20 protein-coding genes are annotated in these 22665 nt (G+C 59.4%); 3 read left to right on the top strand and 17 right to left on the bottom strand.

Going from position 1 to position 22665, the window contains the following annotated elements; genetic code table 11:
- Positions 1-73: 73 nt before the first annotated feature.
- From E4P01_RS05195 to E4P01_RS05165, 7 genes are all read right to left on the bottom strand, one after another.
- A complete protein-coding gene (locus tag E4P01_RS05195; RefSeq protein ID WP_003195236.1) occupies positions 74-958 on the bottom strand; it encodes an ABC transporter permease subunit in 885 nt (294 codons plus the stop codon).
- Positions 955-1836 (bottom strand): ABC transporter permease subunit, encoded by an 882-nt coding sequence (locus E4P01_RS05190; RefSeq protein ID WP_231989070.1) that lies wholly within the window; start codon positions 1834-1836, stop codon positions 955-957. The genes E4P01_RS05195 and E4P01_RS05190 overlap by 4 nt, the downstream gene beginning before the upstream one ends.
- Positions 1837-1871: 35 nt before the next feature.
- Complete coding sequence (gene potA, locus E4P01_RS05185; RefSeq protein ID WP_003195240.1) at positions 1872-3014, bottom strand: polyamine ABC transporter ATP-binding protein; 1143 nt, start codon at positions 3012-3014, stop codon at positions 1872-1874.
- A 65-nt stretch (positions 3015-3079) separates the two neighbouring features.
- A complete protein-coding gene (locus E4P01_RS05180; RefSeq protein ID WP_005792355.1) occupies positions 3080-4174 on the bottom strand; it encodes a polyamine ABC transporter substrate-binding protein in 1095 nt (364 codons plus the stop codon).
- A 149-nt stretch (positions 4175-4323) separates the two neighbouring features.
- On the bottom strand, positions 4324-5418 hold the full coding sequence (locus E4P01_RS05175) for a polyamine ABC transporter substrate-binding protein (protein ID WP_216092208.1): 1095 nt from the start codon (positions 5416-5418) through the stop codon (positions 4324-4326).
- A gap of 149 nt (positions 5419-5567) precedes the next feature.
- Positions 5568-6932, bottom strand: coding sequence for an aspartate aminotransferase family protein (locus E4P01_RS05170; protein ID WP_216090448.1), 1365 nt, complete (start codon positions 6930-6932; stop codon positions 5568-5570).
- 58 nt (positions 6933-6990) lie between these two features.
- A complete protein-coding gene (locus tag E4P01_RS05165; protein WP_003195249.1) occupies positions 6991-8349 on the bottom strand; it encodes a glutamine synthetase family protein in 1359 nt (452 codons plus the stop codon).
- Between the two features lie 597 nt (positions 8350-8946).
- Between E4P01_RS05165 and E4P01_RS05160 the strand changes: the two genes are divergently transcribed.
- Entirely contained in the window at positions 8947-10323 is a 1377-nt protein-coding gene (locus E4P01_RS05160) for a glutamine synthetase family protein (RefSeq protein WP_003213894.1), read from the top strand.
- Between the two features lie 223 nt (positions 10324-10546).
- The gene (locus tag E4P01_RS05155; RefSeq protein ID WP_216090449.1) at positions 10547-11209 is read left to right on the top strand and encodes a TetR/AcrR family transcriptional regulator; all 663 of its coding nucleotides are present in this window, start codon (positions 10547-10549) and stop codon (positions 11207-11209) included.
- 65 nt (positions 11210-11274) lie between these two features.
- On the opposite strand, the gene E4P01_RS05150 is transcribed toward E4P01_RS05155, so the two are convergent.
- The 8 genes from E4P01_RS05150 to E4P01_RS05115 form a co-directional block, all read right to left on the bottom strand.
- Positions 11275-11490, bottom strand: a complete 216-nt coding sequence (locus E4P01_RS05150; RefSeq protein WP_003176783.1) for a TOBE domain-containing protein — start codon at positions 11488-11490, stop codon at positions 11275-11277.
- Positions 11491-11509: 19 nt separating this feature from the next.
- Positions 11510-12316: an aliphatic sulfonates ABC transporter ATP-binding protein gene (gene ssuB / locus E4P01_RS05145; protein ID WP_005792359.1), complete on the bottom strand. Its 807-nt coding sequence runs from the start codon at positions 12314-12316 to the stop codon at positions 11510-11512.
- Entirely contained in the window at positions 12313-13098 is a 786-nt protein-coding gene (gene ssuC / locus E4P01_RS05140) for an aliphatic sulfonate ABC transporter permease SsuC (protein ID WP_032878854.1), read from the bottom strand. Before ssuC ends, ssuB begins: the two co-directional genes overlap by 4 nt.
- A 9-nt stretch (positions 13099-13107) precedes the next feature.
- Entirely contained in the window at positions 13108-14256 is a 1149-nt protein-coding gene (ssuD, locus tag E4P01_RS05135) for an FMNH2-dependent alkanesulfonate monooxygenase (protein WP_216090450.1), read from the bottom strand.
- A gap of 25 nt (positions 14257-14281) precedes the next feature.
- The gene (locus tag E4P01_RS05130; RefSeq protein WP_216090451.1) at positions 14282-15250 is read right to left on the bottom strand and encodes a sulfonate ABC transporter substrate-binding protein; all 969 of its coding nucleotides are present in this window, start codon (positions 15248-15250) and stop codon (positions 14282-14284) included.
- A 96-nt stretch (positions 15251-15346) separates the two neighbouring features.
- A complete protein-coding gene (gene ssuE, locus E4P01_RS05125) occupies positions 15347-15940 on the bottom strand; it encodes an NADPH-dependent FMN reductase (protein WP_078822590.1) in 594 nt (197 codons plus the stop codon).
- Between the two features lie 317 nt (positions 15941-16257).
- Positions 16258-16896 (bottom strand): peroxiredoxin, encoded by a 639-nt coding sequence (locus tag E4P01_RS05120; RefSeq protein ID WP_003195267.1) that lies wholly within the window; start codon positions 16894-16896, stop codon positions 16258-16260.
- Between the two features lie 273 nt (positions 16897-17169).
- On the bottom strand, positions 17170-18510 hold the full coding sequence (locus tag E4P01_RS05115; RefSeq protein ID WP_032878849.1) for an OprD family porin: 1341 nt from the start codon (positions 18508-18510) through the stop codon (positions 17170-17172).
- Between the two features lie 370 nt (positions 18511-18880).
- Between E4P01_RS05115 and tauA the strand changes: the two genes are divergently transcribed.
- On the top strand, positions 18881-19867 hold the full coding sequence (tauA, locus tag E4P01_RS05110) for a taurine ABC transporter substrate-binding protein (protein ID WP_216090452.1): 987 nt from the start codon (positions 18881-18883) through the stop codon (positions 19865-19867).
- Positions 19868-19980: 113 nt separating this feature from the next.
- Here the strand turns inward: tauA and argA are convergent, their stop codons facing one another.
- Positions 19981-21279: an amino-acid N-acetyltransferase gene (gene argA / locus E4P01_RS05105; protein ID WP_005792368.1), complete on the bottom strand. Its 1299-nt coding sequence runs from the start codon at positions 21277-21279 to the stop codon at positions 19981-19983.
- A 133-nt stretch (positions 21280-21412) separates the two neighbouring features.
- The gene (argE, locus tag E4P01_RS05100) at positions 21413-22561 is read right to left on the bottom strand and encodes an acetylornithine deacetylase (RefSeq protein WP_005792369.1); all 1149 of its coding nucleotides are present in this window, start codon (positions 22559-22561) and stop codon (positions 21413-21415) included.
- Between the last annotated feature and the right edge of the window lie 104 nt (positions 22562-22665).

The following is a 22665-nucleotide window of genomic DNA, read 5'->3' as shown; positions in this document are numbered from 1 at the left end:
CAGTCAGCAAATCTGATACTGATACACCGCTATCGGGAGCAAGCCCCCTCCCACATTTGGACCTCACCCAGCTTTAGACCGGGGCTGGCGCCCGGCGCTTGTCCGGCTGTTGCCAGCCGTCAGCCGCGGCTTCTTCGATGGCTTGCTGGATGGCCTTCTTGCGATGCTCTTCGGCCCGACGGCTGAAGAACCACACCAGGAAGGTCACCAACGACACCGCCAACAGGATCAGACTCGCCACCGCGTTGATCTCGGGTTTAACCCCAAGGCGCACCGCCGAGAACACTTCCATCGGCAAGGTGGTGGAACCCGGGCCCGATACAAAGCTGGCCAGTACCAGGTCATCCAGGGACAGCGCAAACGACATCATGCCGCCCGCCGCCAGGGACGGCGCGATCATCGGGATGGTGATCAGGAAAAACACCTTCCACGGCCGCGCGCCCAAATCCATCGCGGCTTCTTCGATCGACAAATCCAGCTCACGCAAGCGCGCCGACACCACCACCGCCACATACGCCGCACAGAACGTCGTGTGCGCGATCCAGATGGTGACGATGCCACGTTCCTGGGGCCAGCCGATCATCTGCGCCATGGCCACGAACAGCAGCAACAGCGACAGGCCGGTGATCACTTCAGGCATGACCAACGGCGCCGTCACCAGGCCGCCGAACAGCGTACGGCCCTTGAACTGGCTGATACGCGTGAGCACAAATGCCGCCAACGTGCCCAGCGCCACCGCGGCCACCGCCGTGTAGCAGGCGATTTCCAGGGAACGGGCCACCGAACCCATCAACTGGGTGTTGTCCAGCAGGCCCACGTACCACTTGATCGACCAACCGCCCCACACCGTCACCAGCTTGGATTCGTTGAACGAGTAGATCACCAGGATCAACATCGGCAGGTAGATAAACAACAAGCCTGCGACCAGCATGAAGCTGGAGAAACGAAAGCGCTTCATATCTTGCCCTCCAGCTCTTTGGCCTGGCTGCGGTTGAACAGAATGATCGGCACGATCAGGATCGCCAGCATCACCACGGCCAAGGCAGAAGCCACCGGCCAGTCACGGTTGTTGAAGAATTCCTGCCACAACACTTTACCGATCATCAGGGTTTCCGGGCCGCCGAGCAGTTCAGGGATCACGAACTCGCCCACCACAGGGATAAACACCAACATGCAGCCGGCGATGATGCCGTTCTTGGACAGCGGCACGGTGATTTTCCAGAAGCTGTTGAAGGTGCTCGAACCGAGGTCGGAGGCGGCTTCGAGCAGGCTCTGGTCGTGTTTGACCAGATTTGCGTACAGCGGCAGGATCATGAACGGCAGGTACGAGTAGACCACGCCGATATACACCGCGATGTTGGTGTTGAGGATCTGCAACGGTTCACTGATCAGCCCCATGGACATCAGGAAGCCGTTGAGCAAACCGTTGTTGCTGAGGATGCCCATCCACGCATACACGCGGATCAGGATCGCGGTCCAGGTCGGCATCATGATCAGCAGCACCAGCACGGTCTGCATCTCTTTGCGCGCGGTGGCGATGGCGTAGGCCATCGGGTAGCCGATCAGCAGGCACAGCAGCGTGCTGAAGAACGCCATCTTCAACGAGCCCAAGTAGGCGGCGATGTACAACTCGTCGCCCGCCAACAGGCTGTAGTTGGCCAGGTTCAGCACCACTTGCAGCTTTTGCTCAACGTAGGTGTAGATCTCGGTATAGGGCGGGATCGCCACGTCGGCTTCGGCAAAGCTGATTTTCAATACGATGAAAAACGGCAGTGCGAAAAACAGAAACAGCCAGAGGAATGGAATCCCGATGACCACCTGCTTGCCATTGGGGATTATGCGATCCAAGCGCCGCTTGAATTTCTTCATGTTCATGAGCGAAGTACCACGCCGCTGTCGTCTTCCCACCACACGTAAACCTGATCACCCCAGGTTGGGCGCTGGCCACGGCGTTCGGCGTTGGCGACGAAGGACTGCACCAGCTTGCCACTCGGCAGCTCCACATAGAACACCGAGTGACCGCCCAGGTAGGCGATATCGTGCACCTTGCCGCTGGACCAGTTGTGCTCGCAGGTCGGCATTTCGGTGGTGACCAGCAGCTTTTCCGGGCGAATCGCGTAGGTCACCGACTTGTCTTCCACCGAAGTAGCGATGCCGTAGCCCACGTAGATGTCGCGATCCAGGTCCGGGCACTTGAGTACCGCATGGCCTTCGGCGTCGTCCACCACCTGGGTGTCGAAGATGTTCACGTTGCCGATGAACTCGCACACCAGGCGGCTGGTAGGGGTTTCGTAGATGTCGATCGGGCTGCCGATCTGGGCGATCCAGCCCAGGTGCATGATCGCAATACGCTCGGCCATGGTCATGGCCTCTTCCTGGTCGTGGGTCACCATCACGCACGTCACGCCGACGCGCTCGATGATCTCTACAAGCTCCAGCTGCATCTGCGAGCGCAGCTTCTTGTCCAACGCGCCCATGGGCTCATCAAGCAACAGCAATTTCGGGCGCTTGGCCAGGGAACGGGCCAGGGCTACACGCTGGCGCTGGCCGCCGGACAGCTGGTGCGGCTTGCGCTTGGCGTATTGGCTCATCTGCACCAGCTTGAGCATCTCCGCCACGCGGGCGTCGACTTCGGCCTTGGGGATCTTGTCCTGCTGCAGGCCGAACGCGATGTTCTGCGCCACGGTCATGTGTGGGAACAGCGCATAGGACTGGAACATCATGTTGATCGGCCGCTCGTAGGGCGGCATGTCGGTAATGTCCACGCCGTCCAGGTAGATGCGGCCTTCGGTTGGGCGCTCGAAACCTGCGAGCATACGCAGCAAGGTGGACTTGCCTGAACCCGAACCGCCGAGCAAGGCGAAGATCTCGCCTTTCTTGATTTCCAGGGACACATCGTCCACCGCAATCGTCTCGTCGAACTTCTTCGTGACCCGGTCGATTTTGACCAGCACCTTTTTCGGTGTCTGGTCGCCCTCGAGGGCTTTCTTATAGGCGCCGGAGGCAACTGCCATTTACGAAACTCCCAAAAAAAGAGTGCAGCTCGCCCAATACGGGCCAGCCTTGGATAGTTTGAGCCTTACTTGCCCGTCTTGACCTTGGTCCAGCTACGGGTCATTAAACGCTGCACTTTCGGGGGTAGCTCGAAGTTGACGAATGTCCGCTCGAGAACCGCCTGCGGTGGGTAAACCGCTGCGTCGGTGCGTATCGATTGTTCCATCAGCTTGTCCGCCCCGGGGTTAGGGTTGGCGTAACCGACGTAATCACTGACCTGGGCGATCACCTCAGGTTGCAGCAAATAGTTGATGAAGGCATGAGCCTCTTTAACGTTGCTCGCATCCTTGGGGATCGCCAGTACGTCAAACCAGAGGTTGCCGCCTTCCTTGGGAATTGCGTAGGCGATGTTCACGCCCTTGCCCGCCTCGGCCGCGCGGGCCTTGGCCTGGAACACATCACCGGAGAAACCGGCAGCCACGCAGATGTTGCCGTTGGCCAGGTCCGAGATGTATTTGGAGGAGTGGAAGTAAGTCACGTAGGGCCGCACTTTGAGCAGCTTCTCTTCGGCCTTCTTGTAGTCGGCCGGGTTGGTGCTGTTAGGGTCCAGGCCCATGTAGTTGAGCACTGCCGGCAGCATTTCATCGGCCGAATCCATGAACGACACACCGCAGGTGGCGAGCTTCTTCATGTTTTCCGGTTCGAACAACACCGCCCAGGAATCGATATGGTCGACGCCCAGCACTTCCTTGACCTTATCGACGTTGTAGCCAATGCCATTGGTGCCCCACAGGTACGGCACCGCGTACTGGTTGCCCGGGTCGTTCTTTTCCAGGCGCTTGAGCAGGGCCGGGTCGAGGTTGGCGTAGTTTGTCAGCAGTGACTTGTCGAGCTTCTGGAACGCCCCGGCCTTGATCTGCTTGCCGAGGAAATGGTTGGACGGCACGACCACGTCATAGCCGGTACGCCCGGCGAGCAACTTGCCTTCCAGGGTTTCGTTGGAATCAAACACGTCATACACGGGCTTGATGCCGGTGGCCTTTTCAAAGTTGGCCAGGGTGTCGGGGCCGATGTAGTCCGACCAGTTATAAACATGCACCGTCGATGCGGCCTGCACGCTGACAGCCAGCGTGATACCTGCACCCACCAGCAAGGCTTTGCGAAATAAAGAAATTGGCAAGTGGAGGTCCTCTTAAATAGTTGGGCCCAAAGTTGTTGCCCGGCAACAAAACCGGCGCGCAACTTACCCTCGATAAACCGATCCGGCAAAACTTTCTTTGATCTAATTTGTGGGAGAGGGGCTTACCCCCCTCCCACAGCTGCCAGGGCTTACTTGCCCGACTTGATCTTGGTCCAGCTACGGGTCATTTCACGCTGGGTCGCGGCCGGCAAGTCGGCAATCGCGTAGAGCTTGGCCTGCACGTCCGCCGACGGGTAGATGCCCGGGTCGCTGGTGATGTCTTTATCGACCAGTGCGGTGGCTTTCTCGTTACCGTTCGGGAAACGCACGCTGTTGGTGATCGATGCCATGACTTCGGGCTTGAGCAGGTAGTTCATGAAGGTGTAGGCGGCCTCGACGTTTTCGGCATCCTTGGGGATAGCGACCATGTCGAAGAAGCTGCCGGCGCCTTCTTTCGGAATGTCGTAGGCGACTTTGACTTTGCCACCGGCTTCAGCCGCCCGGGACTTGGCTTGCTGGATGTCACCCGAGTAACCCACGGCCACGCAGATGTTGCCGTTGGCGAGGTCGGAAATGTACTTGGACGAGTGGAAGTAACCGATCGAAGGACGGATCTTCAAGAACAGGTCTTCAGCCTGCTTGAGATCGGCTTTCTTCTGGCTGTCGGTCGGCAGGCCCAGGTAATGCAGCGCGATTGGCAGCATTTCGGTTGGCGAGTCGAGGAAGCTCACGCCGCAGCTTTTCAGCTTGGCGATGTTTTCCGGCTTCATCAGCACATCCCACGAATCGATCTTGTCCACGCCCAGCGCGGCCTTGACCTTCTCCGGGTTGTAGCCGATGCCGATCGAACCCCACATGTACGGGAACGCGTGCTTGTTGTCCGGGTCGCTGACCGACACGGCCTTGAGCAGGGATTTGTTCAGGTTGCTGTAGTTAGGCAGCTTGGACGTGTCCAGCTCCTGGTACACGCCGGCCTTGATCTGCTTGGCCAGGAAGTTGTTCGACGGCACGACGATGTCGTAGCCGGACTTGCCTGCCAGCAACTTGGCTTCCAGGGTCTCGTTGCTGTCGAACACGTCGTACACCACCTTGATGCCCGACCCTTTTTCAAAGTTGGCGATGGTGTCCGGTGCAATGTAGTCAGACCAGTTGTACACGTGCAGCACTTTATTGTCTGCCTGGGCCGCGCCCGCCATTGCGCCCATCAGGGACAAGGCGAGGAGGGTCTTGCCAGCGTTTTTCAAACCTAATGCCTTCATTGGGTGATGCTCCGATTTTTCTTTTTTGGGCCGCACATTGTTTATGTTTCGGGCCCAGCCAAAGGGCAACAAAACAGGACGACAGTCTGGCAAGTTCAGGGGCCCGCTTTCAACCGGCCCCCGCATTTATCTACTCAGCCCTGCAATGCCGCCAACGTCAGGTCCAGGCAATGACGGGCCTTGGTCACCAGCTCGTCGATTTCTGCCTGGCTGATCACCAGCGGCGGCGAAATGATCATGGTGTCGCCCACGGCGCGCATGATCAGGCCATTCTCGAAGCAGAAGGTTCGGCAGATCATGCCGGCGCCCTTGCCTTCATGACGCTTGCGCGTGACCTTGTCCTGCACCAGCTCGATCGCACCGAGCATACCCACGCCGCGCACTTCGCCCACCAGCGGGTGGTCAGCCAGCTCCCTCAGACGCTTCTGCAAATACGGTGCCGTTTCGTCGTGTACACGGCTGACGATTTTTTCATCGCGCAGGATACGGATGTTTTCCAGGGCCACGGCCGCTGCGACCGGGTGGCCGGAGTAGGTAAAACCGTGGTTGAAATCGCCCCCTTCGTTGAGCACCGCCACCACTTCGTCGCGCACGATCAGGCCGCCCATGGGCACGTAGCCTGAGGTCAGCCCCTTGGCGATGGTCATCATGTGTGGCTTGAGGTCGTAGAAATCGCTACCGAACCACTCACCGGTACGGCCAAAACCGCAGATCACTTCGTCGGCGACAAACAGGATGTCGTACTTGGCGAGAATTTCCTTGATGCGCGGCCAGTAGGTGGCGGGTGGCACGATCACGCCACCGGCTCCCTGGATCGGCTCGGCGATAAAGGCGCCGACGTTGTCCACGCCCAACTCCAGAATCTTCTCTTCCAGCTGGTTGGCGGCCCAGATCCCGAATTCTTCAGGGCTCATGTCGCCGCCTTCGCCAAACCAGTAGGGTTGAGCGATGTGGGTGATACCCGGGATAGGCAGGTCGCCCTGCTCATGCATATAAGTCATGCCACCCAGGCTGGCGCCGGCCACGGTGGAACCGTGGTAGCCGTTCTTGCGGGCAATGATGGTTTTCTTGCTCGGCTGGCCCTTGATCGCCCAGTAGTGGCGGACCATGCGCAACATGGTGTCGTTGCCTTCGGAGCCGGAGCCGGTGAAGAACACATGGTTCATGCCGGCGGGCGCGACTTCGGAAATGACTTTGGCCAGTTCAAGCACCGGCGGGTGTGCGGTCTGGAAGAACAGGTTGTAGTACGGCAGCTCTTTCATCTGTTTGGCGGCGGCGTCAGCCAGTTCGTCGCGACCATAGCCGATCGCCACGCACCACAGGCCGGCCATGCCGTCGAGGATCTTGTTGCCTTCGCTGTCCCACAGGTAAACACCGTGGGCTTTGGTGATGATCCTTGGGCCTTTCTCTTTCAATTGCTTGAAATCGCTGAACGGCGCCAGGTGGTGATCATTGCTCAAGGCTTGCCATTCACGGGTTTGCGGGTTGTTGCTGGACATACCAATCTCCTAGACTTTTCAGTGAAGGGCGCGCCGTTTGAAGGACGCGCCCGGCGCATCAGACGGCGAAGAGCAGGAATTCCCGCTCCCACGAACTGATCACGCGCTTGAAGTTTTCATGCTCGGCCCGCTTGACCGCGACGTAGCCTGTGATGAACTTTTGCCCCAGGTATTTCTCGATGGTCTTGCTGTTTTCCATACGCTCAAGGGCATCTTCGATGGTCAACGGCAGACGCAGATTGCGGCGCTCGTAACCACGGCCGACTACTGGCGCGCTCGGGTTGTGGCCTTCGACCATGCCGATGTAGCCGCACAGCAGGCTGGCGGCAATCGCCAGGTAGGGGTTGGCATCGGCGCCCGGCAGGCGGTTCTCCACGCGGCGGTTCTGTGGGCCGGCATCTGGAACGCGCAGGCCGACGGTGCGGTTCTCTTCGCCCCACTCCACGTTCACCGGCGCCGAGGTGTCGGGCAGGAAGCGGCGGAACGAGTTCACGTTCGGGGCGAACAGCGGCAGCAATTCAGGGATGAACTTCTGCAGGCCACCAATGTGGTTGAGAAACAGCTGGCTCATTGTCCCGTCTTCATTGGAGAAGACGTTCTTGCCGGTGGCGATGTCGATGATGCTCTGGTGCAGGTGCATCGCGCTGCCGGGCTCGCCGGTCATCGGCTTGGCCATAAAGGTGGCAGCCACGTCGTGCTTGAGCGCGGCTTCACGCATGGTGCGCTTGAACACCAGGATCTGGTCGGCCAGGGACAGGGCATCGCCGTGACGGAAGTTGATTTCCATCTGCGCGGTGCCGTCTTCGTGGATCAGGGTGTCGAGGTCCAGCTCCTGCAGTTCGCACCAGTCGTAGACGTCTTCGAACAGCGGGTCGAATTCGTTGGCTGCTTCTATAGAGAAAGACTGGCGGCCAGTCTCCGGGCGCCCGGAACGGCCAATCGGCGGTTGCAGCGGAAAGTCCGGGTCTTCGCAACGCTTGGTCAGGTAGAACTCCATCTCCGGCGCCACGATGGGCTGCCAGCCGCGGTCGGAGTAGAGTTTGAGGACTTTCTTGAGCACGTTGCGCGGCGACAGCTCGATCGGGTTGCCTTGCTTGTCGTAGGTGTCGTGGATCACCTGAGCAGTGGGCTCGATGGCCCAGGGCACCAGGAATACCGCGTTCTGGTCGGGGCGGCAGATCATGTCGATGTCGGCCGGGTCGAGCAATTCGTAATAGATGTCGTCTTCGACATAGTCGCCGGTCACGGTCTGCAACAGAACGCTTTCGGGCAGGCGCATGCCTTTTTCGGCGATGAACTTGTTGGTCGGCGAGATCTTGCCCCGGGTAATACCGGTGAGGTCGCCAATCATGCATTCGACTTCTGTGATCTTGTGGTCTTTCAACCAATCGGTGAGCTGGTCGAGGTTGTTACTCATAAATGCCTCTGGGCTGGGTTTCCTGGCATCCGTTAAAAGCCAGGCGTTGGTTGACGCAGCATCCGCGTCGTTTGTTCATTCAGGGTAGGAGCTTACCTGCCATTTGCCCATGGGTTGCATTCCTCACGCCAAAGTTGTGCAGAATCATGATCGGCACGGCGAATATGGGCGGGTGGGTGGCGCAGGCGTTGGCAAAGAGGAGGTCGGACGGGCCGTCAAGAATATTGGCCGGTGCGTGAGCATTCACGCGGGACGAACGGACTGCGCACAATGTGTGGCGCAAGCACGCAGAGACGCCGAATGGCGGCAGGTGAAACATGAAGCACCCCGGTATTATTGCTGTTATGGGTTTGAATCGAGCTTAGCCTTGTTCATTTTTTTACACAACACCCCCGTAAAAAATACAACACGGCCCGCTCAAGCCTGCAGGTCCAAAGACCTTTAAACCCAAAAAACCGCCCCAAAAAGCCCCAAAAAAGGCTTCATGGCGCTTTTTTAGGGCAAAAAATGCCTCGCTTGACTTCGGCAAGCCGTTCGGGTTGACTGAAACCAGAAAAGATCAATGATTGATATTTTTAACAACAAAGGTGTTGCATCATGTCGGTACCCCCGCGTGCCGTTCAGCTTAACGAAGCGAACGCGTTCCTTAAGGATCATCCTGAGGTTCTGTACGTAGACCTTCTAATTGCGGATATGAATGGTGTGGTGCGCGGCAAGCGCATCGAACGCACCAGCCTCCACAAGGTTTACGAGAAGGGCATTAACCTGCCTGCCTCTTTATTTGCCCTGGATATCAATGGCTCGACGGTGGAAAGCACCGGCCTGGGCCTGGACATCGGTGATGCTGACCGAATCTGTTATCCAATCCCCGACACCCTGTGCAATGAACCCTGGCAAAAGCGCCCTACCGCGCAATTGCTGATGACCATGCACGAACTTGAAGGTGAACCTTTCTTCGCCGACCCGCGCGAAGTGCTCCGCCAAGTTGTAAGCAAGTTTGACGACCTCGGTCTGACCATCTGCGCCGCCTTCGAGCTTGAGTTCTACCTGATCGACCAGGAGAACGTGAACGGCCGCCCACAACCGCCCCGCTCGCCGATCTCCGGCAAACGCCCGCACTCGACACAGGTCTACCTGATCGACGACCTCGACGAATACGTCGACTGCCTCCAGGACATTCTGGAAGGTGCCAAGGAGCAAGGCATTCCGGCCGATGCCATCGTCAAGGAAAGTGCCCCGGCGCAGTTCGAAGTGAACCTGCACCACGTGGCCGACCCGATCAAGGCCTGCGACTACGCAGTACTGCTCAAGCGCCTGATCAAGAACATCGCCTACGACCATGAGATGGACACCACCTTCATGGCCAAGCCTTACCCAGGGCAGGCAGGCAACGGGTTGCACGTACACATCTCCATTCTGGACAAGGACGGCAAGAACATCTTTGCCAGCGAGGATCCCGAGCAGAACGCCGCATTGCGTCACGCGATCGGCGGTGTGCTGGAGACCCTGCCCGCCCAAATGGCGTTCCTGTGCCCCAACGTCAACTCCTACCGTCGTTTCGGCGCACAGTTCTATGTGCCGAACTCGCCGTGCTGGGGCCTGGACAACCGCACCGTAGCGATTCGCGTACCCACCGGCTCTTCCGATGCCGTGCGTATCGAACACCGCGTGGCCGGTGCCGATGCCAACCCTTATCTGCTGATGGCTTCGGTCCTGGCGGGTGTACACCACGGTTTGACCAACAAGATCGAACCGGGCGCTCCGGTGGAAGGCAACAGCTACGAGCAGAACGAGCAAAGCCTGCCGAACAACCTGCGCGATGCCCTGCGCGAGTTGGACGACAGCGAGGTGATGGCCAAGTACATCGATCCTAAATACATCGATATCTTTGTTGCCTGTAAGGAAAGTGAGCTGGAAGAGTTTGAACACTCCATCTCCGACCTTGAGTACAACTGGTACCTGCATACCGTGTAAGCGGTTGCGGCATTGAAGAAGCGCCACAGGCTTAGGGTCTGTGGCGTTTTTTTATGGGCTTATTCCGGGGGACCGAATTGGCCTCATCGGGAGCAAGCCCCCCTCCCACATTTTGAATGTATTCACAGATCTAAATGTGGGAGGGGGCTTGCTCCCGATGGCGGTCTGGAAGACAACACACCTCCCTGCTCATACAATGCCCGCTGCCTTGTAGGAGACATCCATGACCACCCGCCCCGCCACGCCTCGCAAACCCCGCGCCCGCAGCCAGGCCCGGATCGACGCGATCCTTGAAGCCGCCCGCACCTTGCTGGCCGCCGAAGGCGTGGCGAGTTTGTCGATCTACAGCGTGGCCGACCGGGCGCAGATTCCACCGTCGTCGGTGTATCACTTCTTCGCCAGCGTGCCGGCTTTGCTGGAGGCGTTGACCGCCCAGGTACACGCCGCCTTCCGCGCCGCCATCCAGGCGCCCATCGAACATGACTCACTCAAGCATTGGCGCGACCTGTCCTGCATCGTCGAACAGCGCATGCTCAACGTTTACGACCAGGACGCGGCTGCACGCCAGTTGATCCTGGCACAGCACGGGTTGACCGAGGTGACCCAGGCCGATCGTCAGCATGACCTGGAGCTGGGGGACTTGATGCTGGAGGTGTTCAACCGCCACTTCGAAGTGCCGAGCTTGCCCAGGGACGTGGATGTATTTGCCCTGGCGCTGGAGTTGAGCGACCGCGTGTATGCGCGCTCAGTGCATCAGCATGGGCTGATTACGCCGCGTATGGCTGAGGAAGGAATGCGAGTGTTTGATGCCTATGTGGGGCTCTACTTACCCGCATATTTGTCCAAACGGGCCTCATCGCAGGCAAGCCAGCTCCCACATTTTTGATCTGTGAATACATTCAAATGTGGGAGCTGGCTTGCCTGCGATAGCGAGCTCAAGAGCGACGCGAATCACAACTTGGCAATCGACACCTCAGTCGATTTCACAAAGGCAATCACTTCACTGCCAATCACCAGCTCCAGCTCTTTCACCGAGCGAGTGGTAATCACCGAAGTAACGATGCCCGACGCCGTCTGCACATCGATCTCCGACAGTACGTCACCGACCACGATTTCCTTGATGGTGCCTTTGAACTGGTTACGCACGTTGATGGCTTTAATAGTCATGATGTTTTTCCTGTGTGGGTTATTGAGCCCAACGCAATTGCGTCGGCAGCGGTGAAACAGGTTCGGGTTCCGGCGGTGAACCGGGCAGCGACAGCACGCGGTTGAGCACCTCGGCCTCCAACGCGGCCAGGCGGTGTGAACCACGGGCCCGTGGGCGTGGCAGGTCGACGGCGAGGTCGAGACCGATTTCGCCGTCTTCGATCAGAATCACCCGGTCGGCAATCGCCACGGCTTCGCTGACATCGTGGGTCACCAGCAACACAGTGAAACCGTGCTTGCGCCAGAGGTTCTCGATCAGTTGCTGCATCTCGATGCGAGTCAGGGCATCCAGCGCCCCCAGCGGCTCGTCGAGCAGCAACAGGCGCGGCTGGTGAATCAACGCGCGCGCCAGGGCCACGCGCTGCTTCTGGCCACCGGACAAGGCCGCCGGCCATTCATTGGCGCGCTCGGCCAGGCCCACCGCTTCCAGGGCCTCCAGCGCCCTGGGGCGCCAGTTGCCCGTAAGGCCGAGGCCGACGTTGTCGATGATCTTTTTCCACGGCAGCAAACGCGCTTCCTGGAACATCAATCGTGTGTCTTCAATCGCCTCGTGCAGCGGCGCGGAGCCGGCCAGCAGCTCGCCGCCACTGGCCTTGTCCAGCCCCGCCAGCAAGCGCAACAAGGTACTCTTGCCGCAGCCGCTGCGACCTACCACGGCCACGAATTGACCGGCCGGAATATGCAGGTCGATGTCCTTGAGCACTTCGCGAGTGCCGAAGGATTTGCGCAACTTGCGCACCGCCAGGGGAATGCCCTTGAGCAGGCGCGGGGGTTGTTGAGCTGTCATGCCGCACCTCCTTTGACTTGATACGCCGGGTGCCAGCGCAGCCATACCCGTTCCAGGCCACGCGCCGCCAGGTCGGCGAGTTTGCCGAGGATCGCGTACATCACGATGGCCAGCACCACCACGTCGGTTTGCAGGAACTCACGGGCATTCATCGCCAGGTAACCGATGCCGGAACTGGCCGAGATGGTTTCCGCCACGATCAGCGTCAGCCACATAAAGCCCAGGGCAAAGCGCACGCCCACCAGGATCGACGGCAGCGCGCCAGGCAGGATGACTTGCCAGAACAGGCTGAACCCCGACAGGCCATAGCTGCGCGACATTTCCACCAGCGCCGGGTCGACGTTGCGGATACCGTGATAGGTGTTCAGGTAGATCGGGAACAACGTGCCGAGTGCCACCAGGAAAATCTTCGCGGTCTCGTCAATGCCGAACCACAGGATCACCAGTGGAATCAGCGCCAGGTGCGGCACGTTACGAATCATCTGCACAGAGCTGTCCAGCAAGCGCTCGCCCCACTTCGACAACCCGGTGATAAAGCCCAGGGCCAAACCAATGCTGCCGCCGATCACAAAGCCCAGGCCGGCACGCCAGCCACTGATGGCCAGGTGTGTCCAGATTTCGCCGCTGACCACCAGGTTGACTCCGGCTTCGATCACCGCACTGGGCGCCGGCAAAATGCGCGTCGACAACCACCCCGCCGACACCGACAACTGCCACACCGCCAGCAACAAGATCGGCAGCACCCAGGGCGCCACGCGATGGCTGAATTTTTCAAAGTCCATAACGGCGCCTCAACTCTGTGACGCAGCTTTGGGAAGGATGTCGTTGGCGACCATCTCGCCAAACGGGCTGACGTAACCGGCGCTTTTCGGCAACTCGGGACGTTCGATATCCAGATGCGGAAACAACAGTTCGGCGACTCGATACGACTCTTCCAGGTGTGGATAACCGGAGAAGATAAAGGTGTCGATACCCAGGTCCGCGTATTCCTTGACCCGCGCCGCAACCGTCGGGCCATCGCCGACCAGCGCCGTGCCTGCTCCGCCACGTACCAGGCCGACGCCGGCCCACAGGTTGGGGCTGACCTCCAGGTTGTTACGGCTGCCGCCATGCAAAGCGGCCATGCGTTGCTGGCCAACCGAGTCAAAACGCGCCAGCGACGCCTGGGCGCGGGCAATGGTGTCGTCGTCCAGATGGGAGATGAGTTTGTCGGCGGCTTTCCAGGCCTCTTCGTTGGTCTCGCGCACAATCACATGCAGGCGAATGCCGAAGCGCAGGGTACGCCCGAGTTTCTCGGCCTTGGCGCGAACCTGGGCGATTTTTTCCGCAACAGCAGCCGGCGGCTCGCCCCAGGTCAGGACCATTTCCACCTGCTCGGCCGCCAGGTCCTGGGCCGCTTCGGAGGAACCGCCGAAGTACAGCGGCGGGCGCGGTTGCTGGACTGGTGGGTAGAGCAGCTTGGCGCCTTTGACGCTGATGTGCTCGCCGTCGTAGTCCACGGTTTCGCCTTCGAGCACGCGGCGCCAGATGCGCGTGAACTCCACCGATGCCTGATAGCGTTCTTCGTGGCTGAGGAACAAGCCATCGCCAGCCAACTCTTCCGGGTCACCGCCAGTTACCAGGTTGAATAACGCACGACCACCGGACAACCGGTCCAGGGTGGCGGCCTGGCGTGCGGCCACCGTCGGGGAAATGATCCCGGGGCGCAGAGCAACCAGGAATTTCAAACGCTGGGTCACTGGAATCAGTGAGGCAGCCACCAGCCACGAGTCTTCGCAGGAGCGACCGGTAGGGATCAACACCCCGCCGAAACCCAGGCGGTCAGCGGCCTGGGCCACTTGTTGCAAATAACCGTGATCGACGGCGCGGGCGCCTTCGGCGGTGCCAAGGTAATGGCCGTCGCCGTGGGTAGGCAGGAACCAGAAAATATTGAGGCTCATGGAGTTGTCTCCTGAAGGAATCGGATTACGGCGCTTTGGCAACCGCGGCGGGTGGCGTCCAGATCACGTCCTTGATGCTCAAGGGTTTGGGGATCAGTTTGAGCTGGTAGAAGCTGTCGGCGATTTTCTGCTGGGCCGCGACCACTTCCGGGGTCAGGAACAGCGCACCGTAGCCCTGGCGTTTCACCGAGGTCAGGGTGATGTCGGCGGGCAGGCCCAGCAGCGGTGCGACTTGTTCGGTGACTTCCTGCGGGTTGGCCTTGGACCACTCGCCCACCGCGCGCACTTCTTCCACCAGCGCCCTGATCACTTCAGGGTGTTGCTCGGCGTAGGGTTTGGTGGCCAGGTAGAACTGATGGTTGTCGGCAATGCCGGTGCCGTCACGCAGGGTACGGGCTTGCAGTTGTTTCTCGGCGGCGGCCTGGTACGGGTCCCAGATCACCCAGGCATCCACACTGCCGCGCTCGAAGGCGGCACGGGCATCGGCAGGTGGCAGGAATACGGTTTTCACGTCGGTGTAGTTGAGGCCGGCATCTTCCAGGGCTCGCACCAGCAGGTAATGCACGTTGGAGCCTTTGTTGAGCACAACCTTTTTGCCTTTGAGCTCGGCGACCGATTTGATCGGTGAGTCTTTGGGCACCAGGATCGCTTCACTGGTAGGCGCGGGCGGTTCGTAGGCGACGTAAAGCAAGTCGGCGCCGGCCGCCTGGGCAAACACCGGTGGCGTTTCACCGGTGACGCCGAAGTCGATGGAGCCGACGTTCAGGCCCTCAAGCAACTGCGGGCCGCCGGGGAACTCGGTCCACTGCACCTGCACGCCCTGGGCGGCCAGGCGTTTTTCCAGCGTGCCCTTGGCCTTGAGCAGCACCAGGGTGCCGTACTTCTGATAACCGATCCGCAGGGTCTCGGCGGCTTGGGTTTGAACAATGGCGCCGAAGGACACAGCCGCAGCAAACAGTGCGACCAGACCACGACGCAAGATGACAGTGCGCATGGCGCTCTCTCCACAGTTGCGATTAGGGTTTTGGCTGCACCTGCTTGGCCGTTGGCGGCTGAGTAAGGTGAGTGTTTCTCGATTCGGGGGTAAGGCTCAGATGCTCCAGCGAGCACTCAACAAACGTTCATTCAACACGTCCGGATCCAGCGGTTTCGGGCGACGCGCCATGGCGCTATAGAGCTGCTCCAGGGCTTCGTGCAAGCGTCGTTCAAGTACCGGCACCAGTTGCGCCTGGACGCTGCCTTCGCCATAGGCGATCTGGCTGTCTTCGGCGAAAATGCCGTGGAGCAATTCCTGGGCTTTCAGGGCCGACAACACCGGTTTCAAGGCATAGTCCACCGCCAGCATGTGGGCGATGCTGCCGCCGGTTGCAATCGGTAATACCACCTTATGGGCCAGGGCGCGTTCGGGCAGAAGGTCCAACACGGTTTTCAGCGCGCCGGAAAACGACGCCTTGTACACCGGCGTGGCGATCACCAGGCCGTCGGCATTGGCCACCTGTTGCAACAGGTCGATGACCTTGGGGCTGTCGAACCGTGCGTGCAGCAAGTCTTCTGCCGGGAAGTCGCGTATCTGGTAACTCACCACTTCCACGCCCTGCTGTTGCAGCCATTGACGGGTTTTATCCAGCAACACCCCGGAGCGCGAACGCTGGCTGGGACTGCCTCCAAGTGTTACGACCAGCATGCAGGAGATTCCTTGAGCAAGTGTCGGCGGTTCGCTGTACGGCGATGGCGCCAAGATGGAACAGACCATATCAGTAGATTTATATATCTATAAATCTTATTTATTCATTTGTTTATTCCATAAATACATAAGCCGTTTATCAATCGCCAGGCGAAAAAAAAGGCCGTGAAAACGGCCTGAAAACCCCTGCATGCTTACTTTGAAAATGCACTTAACATGTGGGAGGGGGCTTGCTCCCGATAGCGGTGGGTCAGGTAAGTATTTGGTAACTGACAGACCGCCATCGGGAGCAAGCCCCCTCCCACATGGGATCTGTGTCAGCGGTTGGGTTGTGGGGTGAGGCGCAGGTACGGCTTCACCGCGCGGTAGCCCTTTGGAAAGCGCTTCTTGATCTCTTCCTCGTCCTTGAGCGACGGCACGATCACTACCTCATCCCCATCCTGCCAGTTGGCGGGCGTGGCGACCTTGTGGTTGTCGGTCAGTTGCAGCGAGTCGATCACCCGCAGGATTTCATGGAAGTTGCGCCCGGTGCTGGCTGGGTAGGTGATGGTCAGACGGATCTTCTTGTTCGGGTCGATCACGAACAAAGAGCGCACGGTGAGGGTGTCACTGGCGTTGGGGTGGATCAGGTCGTAGAGGTCCGAGACCTTGCGGTCGGCGTCGGCCAGGATCGGGAAGTTGACCACGGTGTTCTGGGTCTCATTGATGTCTTCGATCCACTTGTGATGCGAGTCCACCGGGTCTACCGACAGGGCGATGGCCTTGACGCCACGTTTTGCGAATTCGTCCTTGAGCTTGGCGGTGAAGCCCAGCTCGGTGGTGCACACCGGGGTGAAGTCTGCCGGGTGGGAAAACAACACACCCCAGCTGTCGCCCAGCCATTCGTGGAAGCGAATCTTGCCGGCGCTGGAATCCTGTTCGAAGTCGGGGGCGATGTCGCCCAGTCTTAGGCTCATGGTGCGGCTCCTGATGAGTGCTTATGGAGCCCACTGTGCATGGATTTGGAGTTATTTAAAAAGAATAAATATCGATTTATCTAGACGATAAAGGAATATTAAAAATGTGTTCATTGGACTTGGGCGCAGGCGAAGATCAACATTGTTTTCAAGGTTCGAGAAGGCCTTGAGTCGCTGTAGTAAAGAGGGTTTCAGGAAGGGCTTGCGGGGGTTGAGCCCGACTTGAAAGCAGTACACCTTGCCCGGCATTGCGCCGGGCAAGGCTTTACAGTCTTACAACAGCGGGATCGAGTAGCTGACGATCAGGCGGTTTTCGTCCTGGTTACGTGCGTTGGCGATGTCGCTGCGCCACATAGCGTTTTTCCACGCCACGCCGACGTTTTTCAGCGGACCTTCCGGTACGACGTAGGCAACAGTGATGTCACGTTCCCACTCGGACTGGCCGGTGAACTCGGCACGGTTGCTGGCAACGGTGTCGATATGATCACCCTTCAGGTAAACCACACCAGCGGTCAGGCCAGGTACGCCCACCTTGGCGAAGTCGTAGGAGTAGCGAGCTTGCCAAGTGCGCTCGCCGGCACGGGCGAACTTCTGGATCTGCATGTCGGTGGTGATGTAAGCCGACGAGCCGTCACCCTGGTTCAACCAAGGGAAGTCGCTGCTGCCGTTGCTGACCTGGTAACCGCCACCGAAGGTGTGGCCGGCAACCGAGTACAGGAACAGGCCGCTGTACAGGTTGTTGTCGACTTTGCCACGACCGGAGTTGACGCCACCGTAGTTGCCTGTGGAGAAGTAGGCAGACTGGTTGCCGTTGTTACCGTCGTCGGAGCTGTTGAAGTAACGCAGATCAGACTTCAGCACGCCAGGGCCGATAGCCCAGTTGTGGGTCAGGCCCAGGAAGTGTTGCTTGTAGAAATCTTCCAGGTTGCCGTAGTAGTACTGGGCGGTCAGGTCCTTGGTGATCTTGTAGTCACCACCGGCGTAGTAGAACTTGTTGCTCGAACGCCAGTTCACGCCACGGCTGTTGGCGCCGGAGATGGACAGGCTTTCGTTGTTGCTGGAGTTACGGCCCTTGGCTTTTTCGATCTGGCCGGCAACCAGGGTCAGGTCCTTGATGTCGCTGGAGGTGATCTGGCCACCCTGGAAGGTCTGCGGCAGCATACGACCATCGTTGGTGACGATGACCGGCAGCTTGGGCTGCAAGGTACCCAGCTTCAGTTCGGTCTGGGAGATCTTCGCTTTGGCGGTCAGGCCCAGGCTGGAGTAGTTATCAACGGCTTCGCCATTGGACTTGCTCGGGAAGATGGTGCCGCCATACGAGCTGGCGGTCGCGCCGTTGGTGCCGCCACCGGAATCCAGGCGAACACCCAGCAGGCCGATAGCGTCAAGACCGAAGCCGACGGTGCCTTGGGTGTAACCGGAGATGAAACGCAGATCGAAGCCTTGGCCCCACTCTTCGTTCTTGTTCGCACCAGCACCTTCACGGTTGTCGGTGTTGATGTAGAAGTTACGCAGGCCCAGTGTGGCCTTGCTGTCTTCGATGAAACCGGCGGCGCCTGCTTGCTGGGCGATTGCGCCCAAAGCTACAGCCACAGCCAAGGTGGACTTCTTCATGTACCGCTCCTCTCGTTTCTAATTTTTGTATTTCTTTGGCCCCGGGTCTGACGCCCTGGATCCACAGATGCGCGATTAGCGCCAGATAGTGACTAGCAAGTCAATCGTAACCTTGTGTGTCTACTACCTTCGTCTAATCGCAGTTGATTTGGTCCCTGCAGGGTAATGAGTTTTTCATACACCCAAAAAGAATTGTTTCATTCTTTTTCATACGATTCGGGAATAAGCGGATGCGTGAAGCGGGTGGGTCGAGTGACACGAACCGCTCCATAAGCTAATTCCTAAAGGGTATTTACCAGTGCTTTTTTAGATCGATTAGTGTGACCGTATGGTTGCATACGTCACTCACGATCAAAAAGGCGACGCCATCATGGCCAAACGCACATCCTCCCGTCAATTTGTTACAGTTTTTGTATCGGTATTACTTTCTTTTGGTGTCAGCGCGGCCGATTTGACGGTCGGCTACCAGACCGGCATCGATCCCAGCAAAGTCCCCCAGGCTGACGGCCTCTACGAAAAAACCATTGGTGAGAAAATCGCCTGGCACCGGTTCAACAGTGGCCCGGAGGTGGTCACGGCCATTGCCTCGGGTGATGTACAAATCGGCAACCTCGGTTCCAGCCCCCTCGCCGCAGCCGCTTCGCGCAATCTACCCATCGTCGCGTTTATCGTATCGGCACAGATCAACGCTTCTGAAGCCCTGGTAGTGCGTAATGGCAGTGGCATCGACAAACCCGAAGACCTGATCGGCAAAACCATCGCCACACCCTTCGTCTCAACCTCCCATTACAGCCTGCTCGGCGCCCTGAAGCATTGGGGGCTGGACACTAAGCAAGTCAAAGTGGTGAACCTGCAACCGGCCGAAATCGCCGCCGCCTGGAAGCGCGGCGATATCGACGGCGCATTCGTGTGGTCACCGGCCCTTGGCGAAATCCGCAAGACCGGCAAAACCCTGACCGATGCGGCGCAGGTGGGCCAATGGGGCGCACCGACGTTTGAAGTGTGGGTAGCACGCAAGGATTTCGCCGAAAAACATCCTGAGGTAGTGGCCAGGTTTGCCAAGGTCACCCTCGATTCATTCGCCGACTATGCCGCGCATAAAGACAGTTGGACGGTGGATTCGGAACCGGTGCAGAAGATCGCCAAATTGACAGGCTCCAATGCCGACGATATTCCAGAGTTGCTGGCGGGCACGACGTTTCCCGATGCGCAGGCACAACAGACCGAAGCGCTGCTCAAGGGCGGCACGGCGAAGGCGATTGGGGAGACGGCGAAGTTCTTGAAAGAGCAAGGCAAGGTGGAGACGGTGTTGCCGGACTATTCGGCCTATGTGACCGACAAATTCATCACACAATAAATACAGTCTTCGGTGGGAGCTGGCTTGCCTGCGATGCCAGCAACTCGGTCGTTCAGATAAACCGAGGCGCTGCTATCGCAGGCAAGCCAGCTCCCACACAGAGCCGTACTCTTTTACAGGGCCTTTTCAAAGATCTTGGAGTTGCGCTGATAGTTGTACAGCGACGCACGCGCCGACGGCAGGCGGTCCACGCTGCTCGGCACAAAACCGCGCTCACGGAACCAGTGGGCCGTGCGCGTGGTGAGCACGAACAAGGTCTTCAACCCCTGCGCACGTGCACGGGTCTGGATGCGTTCGAGCAACACATCGCCGCGCGCGCCGTGGCGGTACTCCGGGTTAACCGCCAGGCACGCGAGCTCGCCCGCATCCGAATCCGCAATCTGATACAGCGCTGCGCACGCGATGATCATGCCTTCGCGCTCGACCACGCTGAACTGTTCGATTTCCCGCTCCAGCACTTCCCGCGAACGACGCACCAGAATGCCCTGCTCTTCCAGCGGGCTGATCAGGTCCAGCAAACCGCCGACGTCTTCGATCGCCGCTTCGCGCACCAGTTCGAATTGCTCCTGGGCCACCAGCGTACCGCCGCCGTCACGGGTAAACAGCTCGGTGAGCAAGGCGCCGTCTTCGGCGTAGCTGACGATATGGCTGCGCCCTACTCCACCCCGACAGGCTTCGGCAGCGGCGTCGAGCAGCTCGGCCTGATAGTTGCTGCCCAGGCGTTGCAGGTGCGCAGGCACTTGCTGCGGGCGCAATTCACGTACCAGACGGCCGTTCTCATCGATCAGGCCGGGATCGGCACCGAACAGCAGCAATTTGTCGGCACCCAGGTCGATGGCGGCACGGGTGGCGACATCTTCGCAGGCCAGGTTGAAGATTTCACCGGTAGGCGAGTAGCCCAACGGCGACAACAGCACGATAGAGCGCTCGTCCAGCAGGCGGTTGATGCCTTTGCGGTCGACCCGGCGTACTTCGCCGGTGTGGTGATAGTCAACGCCCTCAAGCACGCCAATCGGGCGCGCCGTCACCAGGTTGCCGCTGGCCACGCGCAGGCGCGAGCCCTGCATGGGCGACGAGGCCATGTCCATGGACAGGCGCGCTTCGATGGCGATACGCAGATGGCCGACAGCGTCGATCACGCACTCCAGCGTCGCCGCATCGGTGATGCGCAAGCCTTCGTGGTAAGCCGGGGTCAGGCCGCGTGCTTCAAGGCGGGTTTCAATCTGCGGACGCGAACCGTGCACCAGCACCAGCCGCACGCCCAGGCTGTGGAGCAGCACCAGGTCGTGGACGATATTGCCGAAGTTGGGATGTTCCACACCGTCGCCAGGCAGCATGACCACAAAGGTGCAGTCGCGGTGGGCATTGATATAGGGCGAAGCGTGACGAAGCCAATTAACGTATTCGGGCATAACACCTGGGCCTGTAATAAAAAGCAGCCGAAAAAGGATGAGTCGCAAAAACGCACAGCGGGCTGATGGTTATCGTCGGAACAGGCTTGGCGACACGCTCGCTCTCCTTATGTACGAATGGGCAAAGGTTAATTTATGCAGGTTTCAGGCAGTAATGTTCGATCAATTCCCGCAATAGACGCACTGTAGGCGTCAAGCGTGACATTTCGAGGTACTCGCCCGGCTGGTGGGCGCAGGCGATGTCGCCGGGGCCAAGCACCAGGGTTTCACAACCAAGGCGCTGAAGATAAGGCGCTTCGGTGCCGAACGCTACTGCTTCAGCACGATGACCGGTCAACCGTTCCGCCACCCGCACCAACTCGGTGTCTTCGGGCTGCTCGAAAGGCGGCACTTCGGGGAATAGCGGCGCGTAGTCGATCTTGACCTTATGACGCTCGGCCAAGGGTTCGAGCTTCTGTCGGATCGCCGCACGCAGCACCTCGGGGTCCATGCCCGGCAAGGGTCGCAGGTCGAACTCCAGGGAGCACTGGCCGCAGATGCGATTAGGATTGTCGCCGCCGTGGATACAGCCGAAATTCATGGTCGGCTGCGGCACGCTGAATTGCGCATTGCGATACTCACGCTGCCAGGCCAGGCGCAGGCCGCGCAGTTCGCCGATGGCATCGTGCATGGCTTCGAGGGCGCTGTGGCCCAGGCTTGGGTCCGACGAGTGGCCGCTGCGGCCGAGGATGTCGATGCGCTCCATCATCACGCCTTTGTGCAGGCGGATCGGCTTGAGCCCAGTTGGCTCACCGATCACCGCCGCCCGTCCCAGCGGCCTCCCCGCCTCGGCCAGCGCACGCGCGCCGGACATGGAGCTTTCCTCGTCACAGGTGGCGAGGATCAGCAGCGGCTGCTTGAACGGCTGGTCGAGCAACGGCAACACCGCTTCAATGGCCAGGGCAAAAAATCCTTTCATGTCGCAACTGCCCAGCCCCACCCAACGACCATCGACTTCCGTCAGCTTGAGCGGATCGGTCTTCCACAGTGCCGCATCATAAGGAACCGTATCGCTATGGCCCGCCAACACCAAGCCACCGGGGCCGCTGCCGAAACTGGCGAGCAGGTTGAACTTGCCAGGGCTGACTTGCTGGATGTCAATAGCGAAACCCAGGTCGCCCAGCCACGCGGCGAGCAGATCGATCACCGGGCGGTTGGTCTGGTCGAGAGACGCTTGGGTGCAACTCACCGACGGCGCGGCGATCAAGGCGGCGAACTGCTCTTTCATGGACGGTAACGGCATGCGCGGTCTCCCAACTTCCCGGATGAACCTCACTATAGAGGCATCTGCCCAACACAATAAACCGTTGCGGCACGTTGCCGGGCTCAGTCCTGTACACTGCACGA

The sequence above is a fragment of the Pseudomonas sp. NCIMB 10586 genome (assembly GCF_023127895.1).
In the GTDB taxonomy this organism is placed as follows: domain Bacteria; phylum Pseudomonadota; class Gammaproteobacteria; order Pseudomonadales; family Pseudomonadaceae; genus Aquipseudomonas; species Aquipseudomonas synxantha_A.
The sequence above is the reverse complement of the archived record's forward strand: the minus strand, read 5'-3'. Positions and strand labels throughout refer to the sequence as shown.

Excerpts from the sequence above, each read along its gene's own strand:
- ssuD (WP_216090450.1), bottom strand. The coding sequence starts at position 14,256 with ATGAGCCTCAATATTTTCTGGTTCCTGCCTACCCACGGCGACGGCCAT.
- E4P01_RS05155 (WP_216090449.1), top strand. The coding sequence starts at position 10,547 with ATGACCACCCGCCCCGCCACGCCTCGCAAACCCCGCGCCCGCAGCCAG.
- E4P01_RS05150 (WP_003176783.1), bottom strand. The coding sequence starts at position 11,490 with ATGACTATTAAAGCCATCAACGTGCGTAACCAGTTCAAAGGCACCATC.
- ssuC (WP_032878854.1), bottom strand. The coding sequence starts at position 13,098 with ATGGACTTTGAAAAATTCAGCCATCGCGTGGCGCCCTGGGTGCTGCCG.
- argE (WP_005792369.1), bottom strand. The coding sequence starts at position 22,561 with ATGCCGTTACCGTCCATGAAAGAGCAGTTCGCCGCCTTGATCGCCGCG.
- ssuE (WP_078822590.1), bottom strand. The coding sequence starts at position 15,940 with ATGCTGGTCGTAACACTTGGAGGCAGTCCCAGCCAGCGTTCGCGCTCC.
- E4P01_RS05195 (WP_003195236.1), bottom strand. The coding sequence starts at position 958 with ATGAAGCGCTTTCGTTTCTCCAGCTTCATGCTGGTCGCAGGCTTGTTG.
- argA (WP_005792368.1), bottom strand. The coding sequence starts at position 21,279 with ATGCCCGAATACGTTAATTGGCTTCGTCACGCTTCGCCCTATATCAAT.
- E4P01_RS05160 (WP_003213894.1), top strand. The coding sequence starts at position 8,947 with ATGTCGGTACCCCCGCGTGCCGTTCAGCTTAACGAAGCGAACGCGTTC.
- ssuB (WP_005792359.1), bottom strand. The coding sequence starts at position 12,316 with ATGACAGCTCAACAACCCCCGCGCCTGCTCAAGGGCATTCCCCTGGCG.
- E4P01_RS05130 (WP_216090451.1), bottom strand. The coding sequence starts at position 15,250 with ATGCGCACTGTCATCTTGCGTCGTGGTCTGGTCGCACTGTTTGCTGCG.
- E4P01_RS05120 (WP_003195267.1), bottom strand. The coding sequence starts at position 16,896 with ATGAGCCTAAGACTGGGCGACATCGCCCCCGACTTCGAACAGGATTCC.
- E4P01_RS05170 (WP_216090448.1), bottom strand. The coding sequence starts at position 6,932 with ATGTCCAGCAACAACCCGCAAACCCGTGAATGGCAAGCCTTGAGCAAT.
- potA (WP_003195240.1), bottom strand. The coding sequence starts at position 3,014 with ATGGCAGTTGCCTCCGGCGCCTATAAGAAAGCCCTCGAGGGCGACCAG.
- E4P01_RS05165 (WP_003195249.1), bottom strand. The coding sequence starts at position 8,349 with ATGAGTAACAACCTCGACCAGCTCACCGATTGGTTGAAAGACCACAAG.
- tauA (WP_216090452.1), top strand. The coding sequence starts at position 18,881 with ATGGCCAAACGCACATCCTCCCGTCAATTTGTTACAGTTTTTGTATCG.
- E4P01_RS05115 (WP_032878849.1), bottom strand. The coding sequence starts at position 18,510 with ATGAAGAAGTCCACCTTGGCTGTGGCTGTAGCTTTGGGCGCAATCGCC.